General features: G+C 38.6%; 13 protein-coding genes. 11 read left to right on the forward strand and 2 right to left on the reverse strand.

The window, feature by feature from the left end; genetic code table 11:
• The first annotated feature begins 461 nt into the window (after positions 1-461).
• From J2741_RS13095 to J2741_RS04415, 10 genes are all read left to right on the forward strand, one after another.
• Positions 462-1697 (forward strand): ABC transporter permease, encoded by a 1236-nt coding sequence (locus J2741_RS13095; RefSeq protein ID WP_209673802.1) that lies wholly within the window; start codon positions 462-464, stop codon positions 1695-1697.
• A gap of 606 nt (positions 1698-2303) precedes the next feature.
• On the forward strand, positions 2304-3041 hold the full coding sequence (locus tag J2741_RS04375) for a metal-dependent hydrolase (protein ID WP_209673803.1): 738 nt from the start codon (positions 2304-2306) through the stop codon (positions 3039-3041).
• 822 nt (positions 3042-3863) lie between these two features.
• On the forward strand, positions 3864-5006 hold the full coding sequence (locus tag J2741_RS04380) for a glycosyltransferase family 2 protein (protein WP_245249397.1): 1143 nt from the start codon (positions 3864-3866) through the stop codon (positions 5004-5006).
• A 4-nt stretch (positions 5007-5010) separates the two neighbouring features.
• Positions 5011-6090, forward strand: coding sequence for a DUF354 domain-containing protein (locus J2741_RS04385; RefSeq protein ID WP_209673804.1), 1080 nt, complete (start codon positions 5011-5013; stop codon positions 6088-6090).
• A gap of 34 nt (positions 6091-6124) precedes the next feature.
• Complete coding sequence (locus J2741_RS04390) at positions 6125-7453, forward strand: phenylacetate--CoA ligase family protein (protein ID WP_209673805.1); 1329 nt, start codon at positions 6125-6127, stop codon at positions 7451-7453.
• Positions 7434-8516 (forward strand): CapA family protein, encoded by a 1083-nt coding sequence (locus J2741_RS04395; protein ID WP_209673806.1) that lies wholly within the window; start codon positions 7434-7436, stop codon positions 8514-8516. Before J2741_RS04390 ends, J2741_RS04395 begins: the two co-directional genes overlap by 20 nt.
• Positions 8513-9631: a glycosyltransferase gene (locus J2741_RS04400; protein WP_209673807.1), complete on the forward strand. Its 1119-nt coding sequence runs from the start codon at positions 8513-8515 to the stop codon at positions 9629-9631. Before J2741_RS04395 ends, J2741_RS04400 begins: the two co-directional genes overlap by 4 nt.
• Positions 9628-11190 (forward strand): hypothetical protein, encoded by a 1563-nt coding sequence (locus J2741_RS04405; RefSeq protein WP_209673808.1) that lies wholly within the window; start codon positions 9628-9630, stop codon positions 11188-11190. Before J2741_RS04400 ends, J2741_RS04405 begins: the two co-directional genes overlap by 4 nt.
• A 671-nt stretch (positions 11191-11861) precedes the next feature.
• On the forward strand, positions 11862-12611 hold the full coding sequence (locus tag J2741_RS04410) for an FkbM family methyltransferase (protein ID WP_209673809.1): 750 nt from the start codon (positions 11862-11864) through the stop codon (positions 12609-12611).
• Positions 12612-13229: 618 nt separating this feature from the next.
• Entirely contained in the window at positions 13230-14303 is a 1074-nt protein-coding gene (locus J2741_RS04415) for a glycosyltransferase family 4 protein (RefSeq protein WP_209673810.1), read from the forward strand.
• Between the two features lie 327 nt (positions 14304-14630).
• On the opposite strand, the gene J2741_RS04420 is transcribed toward J2741_RS04415, so the two are convergent.
• Positions 14631-15869 carry an oligosaccharide flippase family protein gene (locus tag J2741_RS04420; RefSeq protein WP_209673811.1) on the reverse strand — a complete coding sequence of 413 codons (1239 nt, stop codon included), beginning with the start codon at positions 15867-15869 and terminating at the stop codon, positions 14631-14633.
• A 166-nt stretch (positions 15870-16035) separates the two neighbouring features.
• Complete coding sequence (locus J2741_RS04425; RefSeq protein WP_209673812.1) at positions 16036-16752, reverse strand: FkbM family methyltransferase; 717 nt, start codon at positions 16750-16752, stop codon at positions 16036-16038.
• A 160-nt stretch (positions 16753-16912) separates the two neighbouring features.
• Between J2741_RS04425 and J2741_RS04430 the strand changes: the two genes are divergently transcribed.
• On the forward strand, positions 16913-17626 hold the full coding sequence (locus J2741_RS04430; protein ID WP_209673813.1) for a class I SAM-dependent methyltransferase: 714 nt from the start codon (positions 16913-16915) through the stop codon (positions 17624-17626).
• Positions 17627-17746 lie beyond the last annotated feature (120 nt).

Genomic DNA, 17746 nt, shown 5'->3' on the forward strand with positions numbered 1-17746 from the left:
CTTGGACCCGGGGCATTCATTTCGTGTTTGGTTCGGGAGGACCGGGAGATCCGGGTGTTCCTGCGCGGATCAGTGCCGGGAATTGGGACGTCTTTTGCGTGGAGGTCGCCGGATTTTATGGAATTCCGTCCGTCACCAGGGGGAAGGCATGAACCCTGTCGCATTGGTGGACCTGGGCAGGACGCGAATTGAGGGGAAACTGTTCACGCGGAATACCCCCATGGTTCCTTTTGCCCTCCAAGAAACCGCAGGCAACACATTCGATGGCCCTGTGTTCACCCGTCCATGTACATGCGGACCGCGGAGAGGTGGCCCAGGATGAGGGCGGATGAGATTATCCCGGTTTACGGGGGAGTTCAAAAGTTCATTCAGGAGATTCGGCATGCGAAGATTCCCTTGAACACGTCTCCCCACCCGGGATCCGCAGGTGAACGCCGGTACAGAGCGATGGGGGGCATACCGTGACCGGGATAAGCCTCCTTTCATATATCGTCGCGGGCGTGCGGAACAAGCCCGGGAGGAACCTCGCGACTGCCTTCTGCTTCGCGTTCATCGCAGCGAACCTTTTCGCCGGACAGTACCTGTTCACCGGCGCAGCCGGGAGCGCCGACCAGGGGATCGCGAGGATGGGGGCGGACCAGATCGTAGTCCCCAGCCGGTACCTGGTCTTCTTCCGGGGCAACACCCAGAACAATACCGCCCCCCTGGTCAGGGCGGAAGCGTCGACCTTCCGGATCGGCGGCAGCGTGATGGAGGACATCCGGGAGGTCGACGGGATCGCCGCGGTCTCACCGCAGGTATACATAACCTCCCTCCAGCTCCCCCACCTCTCCGACCTGCCGGTGGACGTCTTCGGCATCGACCCGTCGACCGACTTCACCATCCGCCCCTGGCTGCGGCGGCCTCTTGCGGGCCCGGTCCGGCCCGGCGATGTGATTGTCGGGAGTGGGATCCGGACCGACGCGACAGGCAGGATACGGATCGGGAAGACCGAGTACACCGTCGTGGGAACACTCGACCCGACCCAGTCCCCCGTGGACCGGACCGTCTTCATGACCCTGGACGACGCCTACGCGCTCGCCCTGGTGAAGGGCGCTCTTCCGGAGAACGCCCCCTCCATATCCCGAGGGGACATCAACGCGGCGATGATCCGCCTCGAGCCGGGCGCGGACAGCGCCGCGATCGCCACGAGGATCAGGATGCTCTTTCCCGCAACCTACCTCGCGGTGGTGGAGCGGCACTTCTCCCTCGACCCCGCCTCGCAGGAGATCCGTGGAGTTCCCGCACTCCTCAACCTGGTCTCTGTAGTGGTCGTGGTCGCGGCCCTCCCCCTCATCGCCCTGATCGCGGCCATGGCCGCCCGCGAACGGCAGCGTGAGATCGGGCTCCTCCGCTCCATGGGCGCGAGGAAGAGGGTCATATTCTTCCTGGTGATCTCCGAGTCCCTGTTCCTCGCTGCAGCCGGAGGGCTTGCCGGAGTCGCTGCGAGCGTGCTCCTCCTCTCCGGCATGAATTCCGCAGGCATCCTCACCCGCACGTTCGCAGTCTCCGCCCCGGTGCCGGACGCGGCGGGCATCGGGGCGATGGCCGGGGTTGCTCTCCTCGTAGTGATCGCCATCGGGAGCATCGCAGCCCTCTACCCCGCCTACCAGAGCAGTATGATGAATCCCTATGATGCAATCAGGAACGAGGGGTAAAAAGAGCGTTGTGGCAGAGGGAAAGAGACATTATTTTCCCGATGTTCACCTTGAAATGATCAACCCTGGAAAATGACTCCCCTCATCGAAAAATTCGTAACAATGGCTACAAGGTCAGCCATTCAGCAATATTTGAAGAAACACTGCGCCCATGACACCCGTCGACCTCAGGACGCGGAGGGCAGTCACCTCCTTATATGAGCCCTATCCCCGGTCATTGAATTCGCCTCTTATAATGTTGAATTTCGTCCCCCATTTGACATATCTCAATCCTCACCGATAATCTCTCAACATTAACGTATATGCCACGAGACTCGCCACCCTGGCGAAATTCCTATCTCCGGTCATTGAATTCGCCTCTTATAGTGTTGAATTTCGTTCCCTCATTTGACATATCTCAATCCTCACCGATAATCTCTCAACATTAACGTATATGCCGCGAGACGGCCTGCCCCGTAAAATTCCACATCACCCCCGCGATCCCTTTCACCGGAAAAACCGGTACCTCTCCCCGTATTTTCATACCTACATCGGACGACCCCCGACGCCGGGGGCTCGTCACCCTCATCGTCGCCATTATCGCTTCCCCTTCCAAACTACTCACCAATGTTCGTGCTCGCCCACCTGCTCGTGGGAATCCTGATCGGCATCCTGCTCTATCTCTGGAGACGGGAACGGTGGCTGGTCCTTGCCGCTGCGGTGGGGAGCATCTTACCGGACCTGATCGACAAGCCGCTGGGCCATATTTTTCTCACAGGATCAGTGAACTTCGGCAGGATCTACTTCCATACCCTCATATTCCTCCTCGCATTCGTGATCGCGGGGGTGCTCATCTGGTGGAAGTACCGATCCTTCATCGGCATCGCCCTGGCCCTCGGGGTGCTCTCCCACCAGGTGCTCGACCGGATGTGGGTCGAGTACTGGAACTGGCTCTGGCCATTCCTCGGGCCTTTCCGGGGAAGAGAGATCGAGAATTTCTTCCTCGACGGGCTCCTCCGGGAACTCGCAAACCCCTCGGAATGGATATTCGGCCTCGCAATCCTCCTCGTGCTGATAAGCCTGCCCCGAATAGGGATGCGTGCCGGCGATTCCCCCGGGCATCATCCCTGGGCACGCGATCATCCCCTGATTTTCCGGATTTTTGCCGGGATTTGTGTAGTTCTCCTGGCGCATGCCGGGGCCTTCGCGATAGCCTGCGGAATTACAGGGACGCCCTGCCCGGCGACCGGCCTCAACGATCCGGAGGATAACCTCCTTTTGGGAATCGTAATGATCGGGGGAGCCTTGTTCCTGGGCTGGATCGATCTGAAAAGAGATTCTCCGGGACATAATCCAAAAAAATGACCGTACACATTTATTAATGACTATCAACGGGACAGCCCGGCGACCGGCCTCAACGATCCGGAGGACAACCTCCTTTAGGGGATCGTGATGATCGGGGGGGCCTGTTCCTCGGCTGGATCGATCTGAAAAGAGATCCTCCGGAATATAATCCAAAAAAATGACCATATGCCGCTATTTATTGCATCAACAGAACGGCCCAGGAAGAATTTTCAATCGGCACCTAAAAGCTGAACCACTGGCGAAAATCCGGTCCGTCGTTATCAGTGTAGACATTTTCGTATCTTCCCCGCATTTCTGAATAAATGGCAGAATGGAAGCCGAAACACCCAATCTTCCCATGTCCGATCACATTCGACTAATCTTTGCATCCAATGAATATGCGATCACCCTAATCCCATACTTTTCCGGGAATATCCGGCCCCTTTCACAGGAAAAACGCCATGAAATCATCCCCCGAATAATCCCCAACCGCACCGCGCACATTTCCACTGGAAGATTTCTCCATACCGGATCCCTTATTATTTGACCTTTATGAAAATATTGTAATAATCCTTAATCATCAATATTCCGCAAAATTGCATGATTTCCACTGGATGCGCTCCTCCCCTTCCGAGCGCGATCCCGGCGATTTCACGGCTTTTTTCCAGCCCATTGCACCCATTTTTTCCTTAACGGTGGGTCAATGAAGGCACTTTTTTCGAAGAAATTGGAAAGACTTTTTATCCCCTCATGCTAATTTTGATCTGCCGATACAATTTCATTCAATAAATCGCGCAAAATGGTGGCAACACGACTTACAAAGACCAAGGGGGGTTGGTCTTCATGTCCGATCAACGGGATTTGATCTCAGAAGTACCTGATCACAAAAAGTACGATGATTATACCTCGTCCCTATTGGGACAGTATTCGCAGTTCCAGAATACACTCCGTGCCAATTCGGCGACCGTGATGTTGGATAGGAAAGAAACTACCGATTCAAATCTCAATGTTGATCGATTTAACGAATTAAATATAATATTCCGCTCCTCAACCTTCAAAAATAGAGAGGAATCCACTTCGGAAAACACTGCAACATATCGCAATCAGAAAATTGCAGTCGTCGTTCCGGCATTCAACGAAGAATTACTCATTGGAGATGCTCTCTCTTCAATCCCTGACTTTATCAATACTATTTACGCAGTGGATGACTGTTCAACAGATCAAACAATGAATATTATCCAAGAATACTCTTTAATTGATAAACGAATAGTGCCGATCCATCACGAGATAAATGGGGGTGTAGGAAAGGCAATTACATCGGGATTTAAAAGGGCAATCCAGGATAACTTAGACATTGTGGTAGTTATGGCAGGCGATAATCAGATGGACCCCCAATATCTTCCAAACCTGCTTGACCCAATAATAGAGAGACAATGTGATTTTACTAAAGGAAACCGGTTAAAAAATGGATTTTGGAAAGGGATGAGCGCCTGGAGGTTGTTCGGGAACATCCTATTGACAACTCTGAATAATATTGCATCGGGATATTGGTACATTAAGGATCCGCAAAATGGCTATGTTGCAATTTCGACAAATGCCTTAAAGAAAATTAATCTCGAACATCTCTATCCGCGTTATGCGTTTGAAAACGACCTCATGATTAAAACAAATATTGCAGATATCAAAATGCTAAATATCGATATCCCTGCAAAATACGGAAATGAACAATCTAAAATTAAATATTTAAATTTCATTTTTTCCACAAGTGCATTCCTTCTTAAATCTTTTATATACAGAATTTCGGAGAAAAGTAAACAATCATTAAACCCTGTTTATCCTTTGTACTTTTCCTCGCTTATTCTGGTGTTTGCAGGTATTCCCCTTGTTGTCATGAATATTGGCGTTATTTTCGCACTTGGTCTGATCCTTTTCGCATCAGCGTGCGCATTGGAAGCCTTTCAGCAAAAAAGATCATCTAAGGGGTAGAATAATGAAAAATATCGGAATATTTGCCATTACTCCTGCTCAAATTCATTTTTATAGAAACATCATTTGCGAGTTGAATAAAAAGGATACTAATACATATTTGTTGGTTAGAGATTATGGCGAAACAATCCAGTTGGTAAAAGAATTTGAGATGCCACACTTCATTTTTTCAAGACCTCCTGACTCAAAATATGGAAAAATCCTCAATTTGCCCAAAGAGGTGCTTACGGCCTACAAATATCTTAGAGAGAAAAATGTTGATCTTGTCACGGGATTCGGTATATACGAGTCTTTCACTTCTGCATTACTCAATGTCCCTGCCATCACATTCACGGATTCTGAATATTCGGTCAACGCCTTCACATACGTAATTCAATTTTACATATCTTCATTATTCACAGACAAGTACATCACCCCCACATCGTTTAAACAGGACTTAGGGAAGAAACAAATCCGGGTAAATTCCTTCAAGGAACTTGCATATCTCCACCCGAAATATTACCATCCGGATGATTCCATTTTTCCGTTACTTGGACTTTCCAAAGGAGAACCCTACATTCTTATCCGGTTCAACGCGTTTGATGCAGTACATGATTTTGGGGTAACCGGCTTTTCTCTTGAAGAGAAAATAGAAATGGTCAGGAGCCTTGAAAAACACATGCGTGTATTTATTTCATCCGAGGGATCCTTACCTGAGGAATTGTGTAAATACCAGGTTAGAATACCGAAAAACAGAATACACGATGCCATCTACTTTGCCAGCCTGGTGATAACGGATACCCAGACGATGGCCACTGAGGGCGCAATACTTGGTACACCTACAATCCGATGCAATGGCTTTGTAGGATCGGCAGACATGGGAAATTTCATCGAACTGGAGCGTAGATATGGACTTTTGTATAACTTTTCAAAATATGAAGAAATATCACCATCCAGTAAAAAAATTATCCAAAATCCAAATTCCAAGATAGAATGTCAAAGAAAAAGGGAGATTCTGTTAAACGAGAAAGAGAATATTACTGATTTAATTTCGCAAATATTGATTCATTCGGTTAAATTGGAGAATACCCCCTATGCAATTTAAGTTCTCGGACAATTTTATCAGAAGAAATATTTTCATGTTCTCACATAATCTCATTGATAAATCTTTTTCTTCCGAATATTACAGATTACAAAAAAACCAATGGGAACCCAGAGGAGAATTAATTCGTCAGCAGGAAAAAAATTTAAGAGCGATTATTAAATATTCCTACGAAAATGTGCCATATTATTCAAAATTATTTAAAAAATTAGATTTAAAGGTTAATGATATATCAAGAATAGAGGATCTCAATAAGATACCGATTCTCACGAAAGACATTATTAAAAAGAATTGGGAGGATTTCAAACCAGTTAACCTTGAAAGACTTAAATATTCAGAACGATCCACAGGAGGCTCAACTGGCACCCCCTTTCGTTATCGCTTATCAAATAATGACAGATATTTATCAGGGGCTCTACTCTACCGAGGTTGGAGCTATGCTGGATACCAACCTGGAGATAAAATGGTTTTCTTTGGAGGTTCCTCAATCAATGGTCAAGATACTACTTCTTTAAAATCTAAAGTTCTTGAAGGCGTTCGGAATATTAAAAAGTTTTCAGCATTTGATATGAAAGAAAACGATTTGAAAAACTATCACACTAAAATCAGGAAGTTCAGACCAAAGTACATATATGGATATCCTTCAGCATTATTTGAATTTGCAAATTGGCTTGAGATCCATGATTTACCTGTTAGAAATGACTTAATTAGTATTTTCACAACTTCGGAAAAAATCTATCCACATATGCGCAATAAAATCGAAGAGGTTTTTGATTGCAAAATATGTGATTGTTACGGGTTAAATGATGGTGGGGTCAGTGCGTTTGAATGCACCGAACATACTGGCCTTCACCTCGATACCGAAAGGAGTATAATTGAGCTAGCGGATGATTGCGAGTCATCAATTGAAAATGGCGAGGGCAGAATTATCACTACGAGTCTTAAAAATTTTGCAATGCCGTTTATTCGATATGATACCGGAGATCTTGGTTCTGTAACTGATGAAGAGTGTAACTGTGGGAGGCAGTATAGAAGTTTAAAGGAGCTGATCGGCCGAAGCGTTGACATATTAATAGCCCCAGATGGAAAGAAGGTTCATGGATGGTTTTTTCTTTATATATTTTGGGAAGTTTTTAAAGGGATTCAGGAATATCAGGTTGTTCAAAATTCCGTTAATACAATCACTATTAATATCGTACCCGAGCAGGAATTCAAGGATAATAATTTGGAAATTATTAGGTCAATAATTGAGGGAAAATGTCCTTATTGGGACGTAGAATTTAATATTGTCGATAATATCCCAAAATCAGGATCAGGGAAATATAAATTCATTATTAACAAAGTGAATGGCGGAAATGAAAATTAGAATTTGTGCTGTTGGAGATATAATGTTGGGTGAACATCCATTATGCATAAATTTTGGTGTTAAAAGCAGTATTGATAGAAATGGGTTTAATTATTTGATTTCTGAGATTATCCCAACTCTTCAAAATTCTGATTTCACAATAGGTAATTTAGAAACTCCTTTTATAAAAGATCCAAAAAAACGAATAAATAATTATTTTTATTCTGAATCAAAAAATGTATCCACTTTGAAAGAGAATAATTTTAATCTTCTTTCGATAGCGAATAATCACATAATGGAACAAGGGAAAGAGGGATTTCATGATACAATAACAGCTTTACAAAATTATAATATTACCCCACTCGGCCTTAAAAATCAAAAATATATTATCAAGAAAAATGGCCTTAATCTTGCCTTTTTGGCATACTCCCTTATTGAGGATTTTAAAGATGATGGATTATATAATAAACTAAATTCTTATTCTCAAATTATCACAGATATTCATGAAATTAGACCAAATTCTGATATTGTTATAATATTACTCCATTGGGGTGATGAATACGTTCCAAAGCCATCTTTATCTCAAATCGAGATGGGACGAAGAATAATAAATGAAGGCGCAGATATTATTATCGGAAGTCATCCTCATGTTTTACAAGGTTATGAAGAATATAATGATAAATTAATTATTTACAGTTTGGGAAATTTTATTTTTGATATGAAATATATAAAAAAAACGCTAAATTCAGCAGTTGCGCTAATTGAAATCGATGAAGAATGTAATATTTCTTTGAAATTTTTACCGATAACGTGTAACCCCAATGATTTTTCTTTGAAAATAGCTAATGGAAAAGAATATACTCAAATCTCTGATTCTCTTTACAAGATTTCGAAATTTTTATCGAATAATTTCTTTGATTCAAAGAAATATCAAAATAATTATGAGAAGAATAAAAATAAATCTGCATTTTTTGCTAAACTAAGTATGATTTTTCATTTTATTAAAAACTATACTAAATATCCTTCAATTAATAGAAATCAGATAATAATTAATTTTTTAAAAAAAAATAGGTGTCGAAAATGAAAATTTTACTTTCGATTGGGCTCGCAGACCGCTCAATGCAGCATCACATTGCACCTCTAGCAAACGTTGACAAAATTTCTGAAATACTTGTTGTACGAGGATCTGAAGGTCCGAATATTCCTAAGGTCAAGTATTTTTGTCCCCCAGTTTTTTTTAGAGATAATTCATTTTTTAAAACTGTATTTAAATACATTTTACTGTATAAAGTTGCTTTAACCGAGAAACCGAATTATATTCATGGATTTATGTTTTTCCCTGATGGTTTAATGTGTTTAACAATTGGAAAGTTATTACATATTAAAACCGGTGTTTCATTAATAGCAGGACCGGTCGAAATTTACAAACCAGGAAGAAGTCCGATAAATAAATATTCATATACGAAGACATTACCCAAAATTACTGGGATTACTAGGTTTTATAAATGGCTATTAGAAAAATTTGATTTCATTACATGTACAGGAACTTTTACGTCTGATTTTTTAATAAATCACCAAATTAGAAATGATAAGATTTACATCGTACCACATATTGTTGATAGCAGGTTTCAAAAACAAATTGCATCTGAAAAAATATTTGATATCATATATATCGGAAGACTTGCACCAGTTAAACATTTGGAAAAAACTATTGATATAATTAACATGATAAAAAAAGAAATTCCTGAAATTTCTACAGCTATAATTGGAACAGGTCCTCAAGAAGAAGAATTGAAACAAATATCTAAACAAATGAACTTAGAAAATACAATTCATTTCCTTGGGTATAAGGAAGATGTCTGGAATTGGTATAATTTAGCGAAAATTTCAATATTAAATTCTGAAAGGGAAGGTTTCCCATATTCGGTTATTGAATCATTAAGCTGCGGAGTACCTGTAATCACTTCAAATTGCGGCGATGTCTCAGATGTAATTGTAAATAAATATAATGGAATTATAATTAATGATAATGAGGATATAAAATCATTCAGTAAAGCGTTTATTGACCTTCTTAAAGATGACGAATTATTAGAAGAAATCAGCGATAATGCTTTAAAAAGTTCTAAAGATTATAGTGACCTTTCAGCGACAAACGTCTGGAAAGATCTGTTATATCAAAAGGTTTTACAAAAAAGGTGATTAAAATTTTAATATCCCGCTCACGGGCAAATAAAGTTACTTTAATTTTATTTTTTTTATCAATTTGTATTCCATTATTAATGTTCAATGGAACAATAGATGATTTTGTTCCAAAACAAATTGTTAATGTTCAAGAAACTTTTAATTATGGTACATTAGTCGAATTTTCAGGTCATACAATTCAAGTTCCAGGATTTAATATTTATGGTGCAATAATTTTAAATCTTACGGGAATGTCTTCAGAAAATTTAATTTTTTTCCCTTTTCAGTTATTTCCTTATACAGTTATTTTTTTCACAATTATATATCTAATTTCAGATAATGGGATAATTGCCGGTAGTATTACATTAATCACAATGATCTCAGGGTCAACAGGAACGACCACAATTTTCTTCTGGCCACATGGCATTGGATATATTCTATTTTTTACATTTTTAATTCTTATTTACGTTTTATTCAAAAATAAAAATTTTAAACCTGTAGTTTTAATAGCTACAATTACAGGTTCAGCTCTTGTTTATATTTCTTACAATTTAATGGCGGTCTCATTAATCTTAATTGCGACGATAGTTGTTTTTTTATTTATATATATAACAACAAATAAAAAAATATATTTTCAGAATAAAAATTCGTTAAAGATTTTTACAATTTTGTTTTTAGTGTTAGCAATAGTCGAATTAGGACTGTCAAAATTTGTCTATGGAGTTTTTATTCCCACGATACAATCTGCTCAGGAATTAGATCTTAGCGGTTTAGATAAATTTCTACAGGCCTATTTTAATTCAAATATTTCCTCATCTCCGATCAATGTTTTACTTCTCCAATTCCCTTCAATAATTTCAATTATCAGCGGTATTAAATATTCAATAATTGTTTTATCTATTGCATTATTTATATCATATTTTATCTTCAATAGGATTCGTAAAACGGAGCTGACTTTCCAACATCTTTTTTTATTAGCCTTTATCGCGACCTTTTTAATTTATATGATTCCAAGATATTATATTGGAGGTGTGGTCATTACCTTACTATGGCTACCAGGAATATTCTGTATCGCCCATTTTTATCGTTTTTCAAATACATTTAAACTATTCGCAACCATATCAATTGTAATAATAGCCGGATGTGTAATAACATATTATTATACGATGGATGAATATAATTATATAAATCATAATGATTACAACACTAAATTATATAAAATTCCTGCAAAATGGCTAATTACATATTCTAATGAAAATCCTACAGTTTCAGATGAGCTGACAAAAAATTTTCTGATCTTTTATACATATAAAGAATTTGGTTATTCTAAGGATTCTCTATATGAAATAACTCAAAAAAATGGTTTAATTTTAAGTAAGGATGCTCTAAGTCTGACCCAGTTATCTAATAATCCCACGGAAAATAGCTATTTTGTACTAAATGATAAATTGCCTCAATTAAGCCTCCAAAATTGGATTGTCATTAAACCATGGAAAAATTACGAACTCCAAATTGATAGCAATCAAAAAATTAATAAAATCTATTCAATTCCGCTTTTATCAATTTATTATTCATAAATTGGCACGGGACTATCCTGTACAATTTTTTATCCGAAATCAGGAGAATTCCCTGTTACCTCGAAGATTATTCTTCAATAACAGGAATCCGCGGGTCAATTGTACCTTCACCGTATTCTATTACAAAAGTACAGGGAAAATATAGGGAGATGATAAAATAGAAACGATAAATTTCCTCCATTTTTTGATTTCCTGCCGAAGGAAATCCAGATCAGCTTAATATAAGGCATTTTGAGGGACTCATATTTTCGGGGTCTGGCCAGTAATAGATATATGTTTCAGATTTTCTAGCATGAGATAAAAGTGATCTCACGATAATTCCATTCGAAATTTTTATTTTGTAGACAATAATCGGGAGTTTACCGTCTGTTCTCACATTATGAGAGCTTGAACCGTAAAATAGGTGGAAAAGAAAGCATTCCTCATGCCAGACCTAACCAGTGTAGAATCATGATATTAGGTTATACATACAACTCAATAGAATAAATCAATCAATATGCAATCCCAGAGAAATCGCTATTCAGCAGTCATCAGGAATCCTTCATCTATTGTTTTTCTGAACCGCGTGTTAATACCAGCCTTTGTATTACTACCGCTAAAATGTATTCCCTCAGGGTTATTTACAATAGATATATATTATCTAATATCATAAATAATTATTATCGATTAATATGACAGAAAATATCAAATACTTTATTTGTGGATTATGGAGATTAAAAACTATCCAAAAATGGATTAACCATCATTATAATGATAATGAGAATTTAATCATTGATAGCAAGTACTTTCCCTATGTGGTCACAAAGAATGGGGAAATATTCTCTAATAGTTCCCAGATTTACACGGTTAAACAAGCAATGACAGATTATATTTTAGATGATATTCAAAAGGATGATATTGTAATAGATATCGGGGCAAATGTAGGTGGATTTTGCATCCCTGCAGCGAAGTTATCTAATTATGTTTATGCAATCGAACCCATAACAACTGACGAATTACGTCATAATATTAGTAAAAATAATTTGAATGTGAGGGTTATCGAAGGTGGTCTTGGAAATGGAATGCCTTCTGAAGTTATTTGGAATAAAAAGAAAACCGTTAAAACATATACCTTCGCCCAAATAAAGTCTATATGTGGAGGATGTGATTTTTTAAAATGTGACTGTGAGGGCTTCGAATGGTTTATCCGTCCAAGCGAATTAGAGGGCATAAGACGATTAGAGATGGAGATTCATAATTTTAACCCATCACCTAATGACCCAACTATACTTATAAATGGGATACTGAATGAATTTAATATTTCGTTAAATTCTATGTTTTTCAAGAAAAGTGATGATTTTTTTAAGTTTAAATTCAAAAAAAATATTAACCGAATAGGAGAAATCGATGAAGTTGCCATACTACATGGAAATCGAAAATAAATTAAACATAAATGGTCTTGAAAAATGCTAAAGATCCCCCTATTTTAGGGGGTAATGAATAAAAATAATGATCCTAATTTAACCATTAAAAAATATCAGAATTAGAAAAGGCCATTTGCTTCCTCATCACCACTCAACCAATTGATTAAATGATAAATAGATTTGCTCTTCGATACTTGGTTGTGCTGATTTTTTATAATTCTTACCAGGTCTTAAATGATATAAATCTGGCTATTAGAAATCTTGCTATTCTATTCCTATCGATTAGTGTAATTGGGCATATCAGATTCCTTTTTGTTCAAAGATAGTGTGTTTCAGCATTCCTCAAATCCCTTTTACCCTTTTTTATTTCAATGCCAGCAGGCTTTGTGAATATTCTGAATGATCTTGGAAATTAAATATTTCGATCTGTCAATAGATTTTTATTTCAACTTAAATGCTCAATTTGAGGCTAATTTAGGCTGATTTCTCTTATTTTTCCCTTATCATGTCAATTATAGTACAATTTACCTGTTGAAAGGGTCTATCAGCCAAATTTTAACAGGTTCTTCATTATAGAAAAAATTATCAATTAATAATTGACAGATATTATATAATAGTTTTGAGAGCAGATTGAGAATGAAAATCGCAATTGTAACGAGTTATTGGAAAAATAGCCAAGGTGGTGGTCTAAAAAATTATTTGATTAATCTAGTCGATATTTTTAAAAAAAAAGGATATAATGTAAGCGTTCTTTTTCGGGAAGGAGATGATCCACAACAATATCAGTGTGGAATAAATAAGATTTGGTTTTGTTTTAACTGTTATCGACATTTACGAAGGATTAAGCCTAGTGTAATTCATTCCCAAGGAGCATGGTTCTGTCTTTTCCCCAGTGTAGTTTATAAAAAAATCTATAAATGCAGACTTGTTCATACGTTTCATACGGCGCCAACACAAAAACTATCAGTCCCAGCTAGGTTTTTTTTTCAATGGATTCTGAATAATTGTGACTGTATTACATTTGTCTCTAAAAGCCTACAACAACAAATTATTGAAATGGATAAATTAGTTGTATCTAGGACAAAAATTACCTATGCGGGAGTTCAACCCATCACAGTTACTGATGATGAGGTTAAATGGTTCCGAGAGCAGCATAATATCGATAAAGATGCAATTGTCCTTCTAGCGATCGGAATGACCGCTCTTTCATATAAGGCAGAAGGACTAAAAAAACTAATAAGTGCTATCCACATACTTCGAGAGCGCTATCCAAATATTTTATTGATTGTTACACGAAACGCTAAATATTCAGAGGAATTGAGAGCTTTCTCAAATGAGTTAGGTATTAACAAACAACTTATTTTTATTGGAGATATAATTAACCCATTTGTTCCGCTGAAATTATGTAGTATTTATACACATACACCTTTGGGAGAGGGAGGGGTGTCATTGGCTGTTCTTGAGGCAATGTCTATGGGTAAACCAATTATTGCAACCAATGTAGGAGGAATTCCGGAAGCAATAGATGATGGGGTAAATGGGATACTCATCGAACCTGATTCAATTCAAATAGCAGCAAAAATTGACCTTCTTTTACAAAATAAAGAATATGCAGAAATGATAGGACAATTTGCGAGGAATACTGCAGAAAAAAATTTCAATTGGGAGAAGACTGCAGAACAATTTTTAAAAGCTTATTCAGGCCAATGACGATGTTTCACTTTTTATTCAAAACCGAGTTTTCTGACATACCAACGCATTAGTTCCGCATAGAATAACCACGACATGTAATCCACTCTTTCATTGGTATCCATCCGTATAGTGCATGCAAACCAAATAAAGAATCATCATTTCGGGAATGTTCCAATTTACTCAATCATACAACCCGTTTTGCCATCCAGTCTGTGATGTATTTTTATTTGCTATCGGTGAGATATTCAAGTAAAATTTTTAGATCATTCCCTGTTTTCTTGTGTTTGCAATTATATTGGATATATGGTTTTTTTCAATTTTTCATCACTTGGTGTAATAACATATTTAAATCCAACCCCTCTTCTTTATAAGTATACTGATTCCTATTCCAAGTATCATATAGGTGATCAACCAAGCATACCCTGCTCCAATAACCCCCAATGTAGTAAGCAGCCAAAAAGTAAGTCCAATAAGCAGCCCAAATCTTATAGCATTTAGGATTACGATTCCACCAACTCGTAAACGAATATTCTGAAGGGGAATAAACAGGTTGTAGATGGTCACGAAGAGGCTTGAAATAGCAATGATCCTTAGCAGGTTAAACGCCGCGAGATACTCTGTCCCAAACAGGCCGAGAAGGTAGTTTCCAAAGAAAACAACGAATAAAACTGCCGGGATCAGGATTGCATACGTAACCCCAAGGGTCCGGATCGCTCCGCTCCGGAGATTGATTCCGTGACTCCCTTCTACAAAGAAGGATGTGGTGATCGCATCCGGAATGATAAGAACGAGATTTCCCACTGCAAACGCAATGTAATAGAGTGCTGCGTCCTCCGGGCTGATGAGGTTAACAATGATTATTGGGATAATCAGAGTTGGAATGCTCTGGAAAAGGCTTGCAATATAATTCTGGACAGAGAACCTGAATGTCTTCCGGATAAATTCGTAGTCAATCTTAAAAGATATGGTAATAAATCTGGCGATTACAATAAATGCATAAATCGAGGCGATCAGATATGCAATTCCGAGTGACGAAAAAATCCCCAGACTTCCCAGGAATACAAATGGAAGAAGGAGGAGCAGCCTTCCTCCCATAATGATATTCTGAATGAATTTAAGGTCTGCTTTTCTCAATGACAAAAGGGCATTACCCGTAGTAATAACGATGGAGTTAACGACTGCAATAATTATGAAAAGAACAGCATATTCTTGGATAAACGCAATATCCGGTGAAATAAAGTTAATAGCGGCAAGATAGACGAAACTGGCAACAATTGCAGCTCCAATAGTTATCCAGAGGCAGGTATTGAACACGCGGTTGTAGTCGTGGGAGGGCATGAAACGAATGAGAGTAATGTCGAATCCAAGTCGGGAGAATGCCATCACGAGGCCCAGTGAAGATATCAGAGCAACGGCAAGTCCTACATCGGTTACTGAATAAAATCGAGCAGCGACTGTCCAGAAGAAAAATCCAATTCCTACGTCAAAAAACCTGCCAAGAGCGATATAAATGGAATTTTTATAGAGAGGATTTTTCCAATAATTCCTGACCTGTCCGGGGCGTTTCAGCAGCGAAAAATCCATTTCCTACCTGACATTAGAATTATATTTTTCTTATCTTGTCTTTTTTAGGCGGGTTCCATTTATCGAAAGACTATTAATAATCATGTTCCTGTGCCATTGCATGGATAACTCTTGCACCAGTAACACAATCGAAATTAGGCCCCCAGTATAAGAGTAAATCTATCTCCTATTCAATCTTCCTTTTTAATTTATTTTTATTATTAAAAATAAAACAAAAATCTTCATTATTTCCCGAAACCGAAAATAAACAATAACCCGCCTTTTTTAATTCCATTATGGCCTCCTCAGTCGCCGGAACCCCTACATTTGGAAATCTATGGTGGAATTCAACCAGAATTTGAGTGGGAATTATCTTCGATTCAATCAGATCATGAATTACCTGGTATTCGGCTCCTTCTATATCCATTTTCAGAATGTCTACATGCTGATGCTCCAGCTCCCGCATAATTGTCTTCAACTTCTTTACATCGACAATGATGGCATTATTACCCGTCTCCGGCCGGTCTAGGATAGTATGGGATACATGATTTGGATTTTTGGGAGGATTGAATTTTATTACTCCGTCAAAATCGGCAAGACCATATTCATGAACAATAAATGAATCCGGAAAATGCTGTTCGTGAACCCACTGGATCGATTTGGGAGGAGGATCGAAGGCATGTATCGTTACTCCGAGTCTTTGTATCATTTCCAGGTCGAATGATGCATCCTCTCCGATTCCAAATGAATAAACAACAGAGTCCTTGGAAATATCTTCAACAGCAACATCCCACCCCCCAAACCTGGAACCGAATCTTTCCTTTTTACGGGTGCAATCAAGCTGGGAAGAAAATCTGTCCGATAAAATTATATTTTCAATTAATTGCTTTATTCTGACTATCATAACAGTTGATCGATCCCTGCTGAATTTGAATTATATCCAATATAGTTTTATCTTAAGATTTGGTAGTTTTGCTCATTTAAAAATAATGAGATAAAATTTCTTACGTTGGCGATTATAATTGCCTTAAATTATTAAATACTTAATATCCTACTCTTGAGTAATGAAATTAAAAGTGAATGACGAATTACAAAAATATTATGATAATTATTATAGTAAAGAAGAAAATAAAAGCGAATGGAGAGATTTAGGGGCTATTGATAAAGTTAATAATATAGTAGAATTATGTGGAAAATATCCTCATGAAAAGATACTCGAGATAGGGTCTGGAGAAGGTGCTATACTAAAAAGACTGTCAGATCTCAAATTTGGCAAGGAACTCTGCTCGTTAGAAATTTCATCTTCCGGTATTAATTCGATACTTAAAAAGAATATCCCTACCTTAAAGGAGGTAATAATTTTTGATGGATACGATATTCCATATACTGACAAGGAATTTGACCTAGTCATATTATCTCACGTGATTGAGCATGTAGAACATCCTCGAAAATTATTGTACGAGGCTACACGGGTTGGAAAATTCATTTTTATCGAAGTGCCACTGGATGATACAATCCGTCTGAAAGAACAACATTTAAATAAATCAGGCCATATAAATTTTTATTCTTTAAAAACCATCAAAATGCTGCTCAGGTCATGCAATTTGAAAATTCTGAATTATTCCGTGACTAATATCTCGTATCCGGTCAGGAAATACCTGTCTGGCAATAAGGCACTAATTTATTATCCTTTAACAGAATTCTGCCTGAAAATCTTTCCAAATCTTGCCCCGGTGATATTACCTTATCATTGCGCTTTAATCGCAGAGCAGGAATAATTCTTTAATTTCACATTGTTATTAGATTAAATAATTCCAGGTTATTAAGGGAAAATTTTGACCATATACGTTTCATTTCAGATCTTAACTGAAGATCCGAATACTTCATCTTCCCTTTTT

Origin of the sequence: Methanolinea mesophila (genome assembly GCF_017873855.1) — an archaeon.
Taxonomy (GTDB): domain Archaea; phylum Halobacteriota; class Methanomicrobia; order Methanomicrobiales; family Methanospirillaceae; genus Methanolinea_B; species Methanolinea_B mesophila.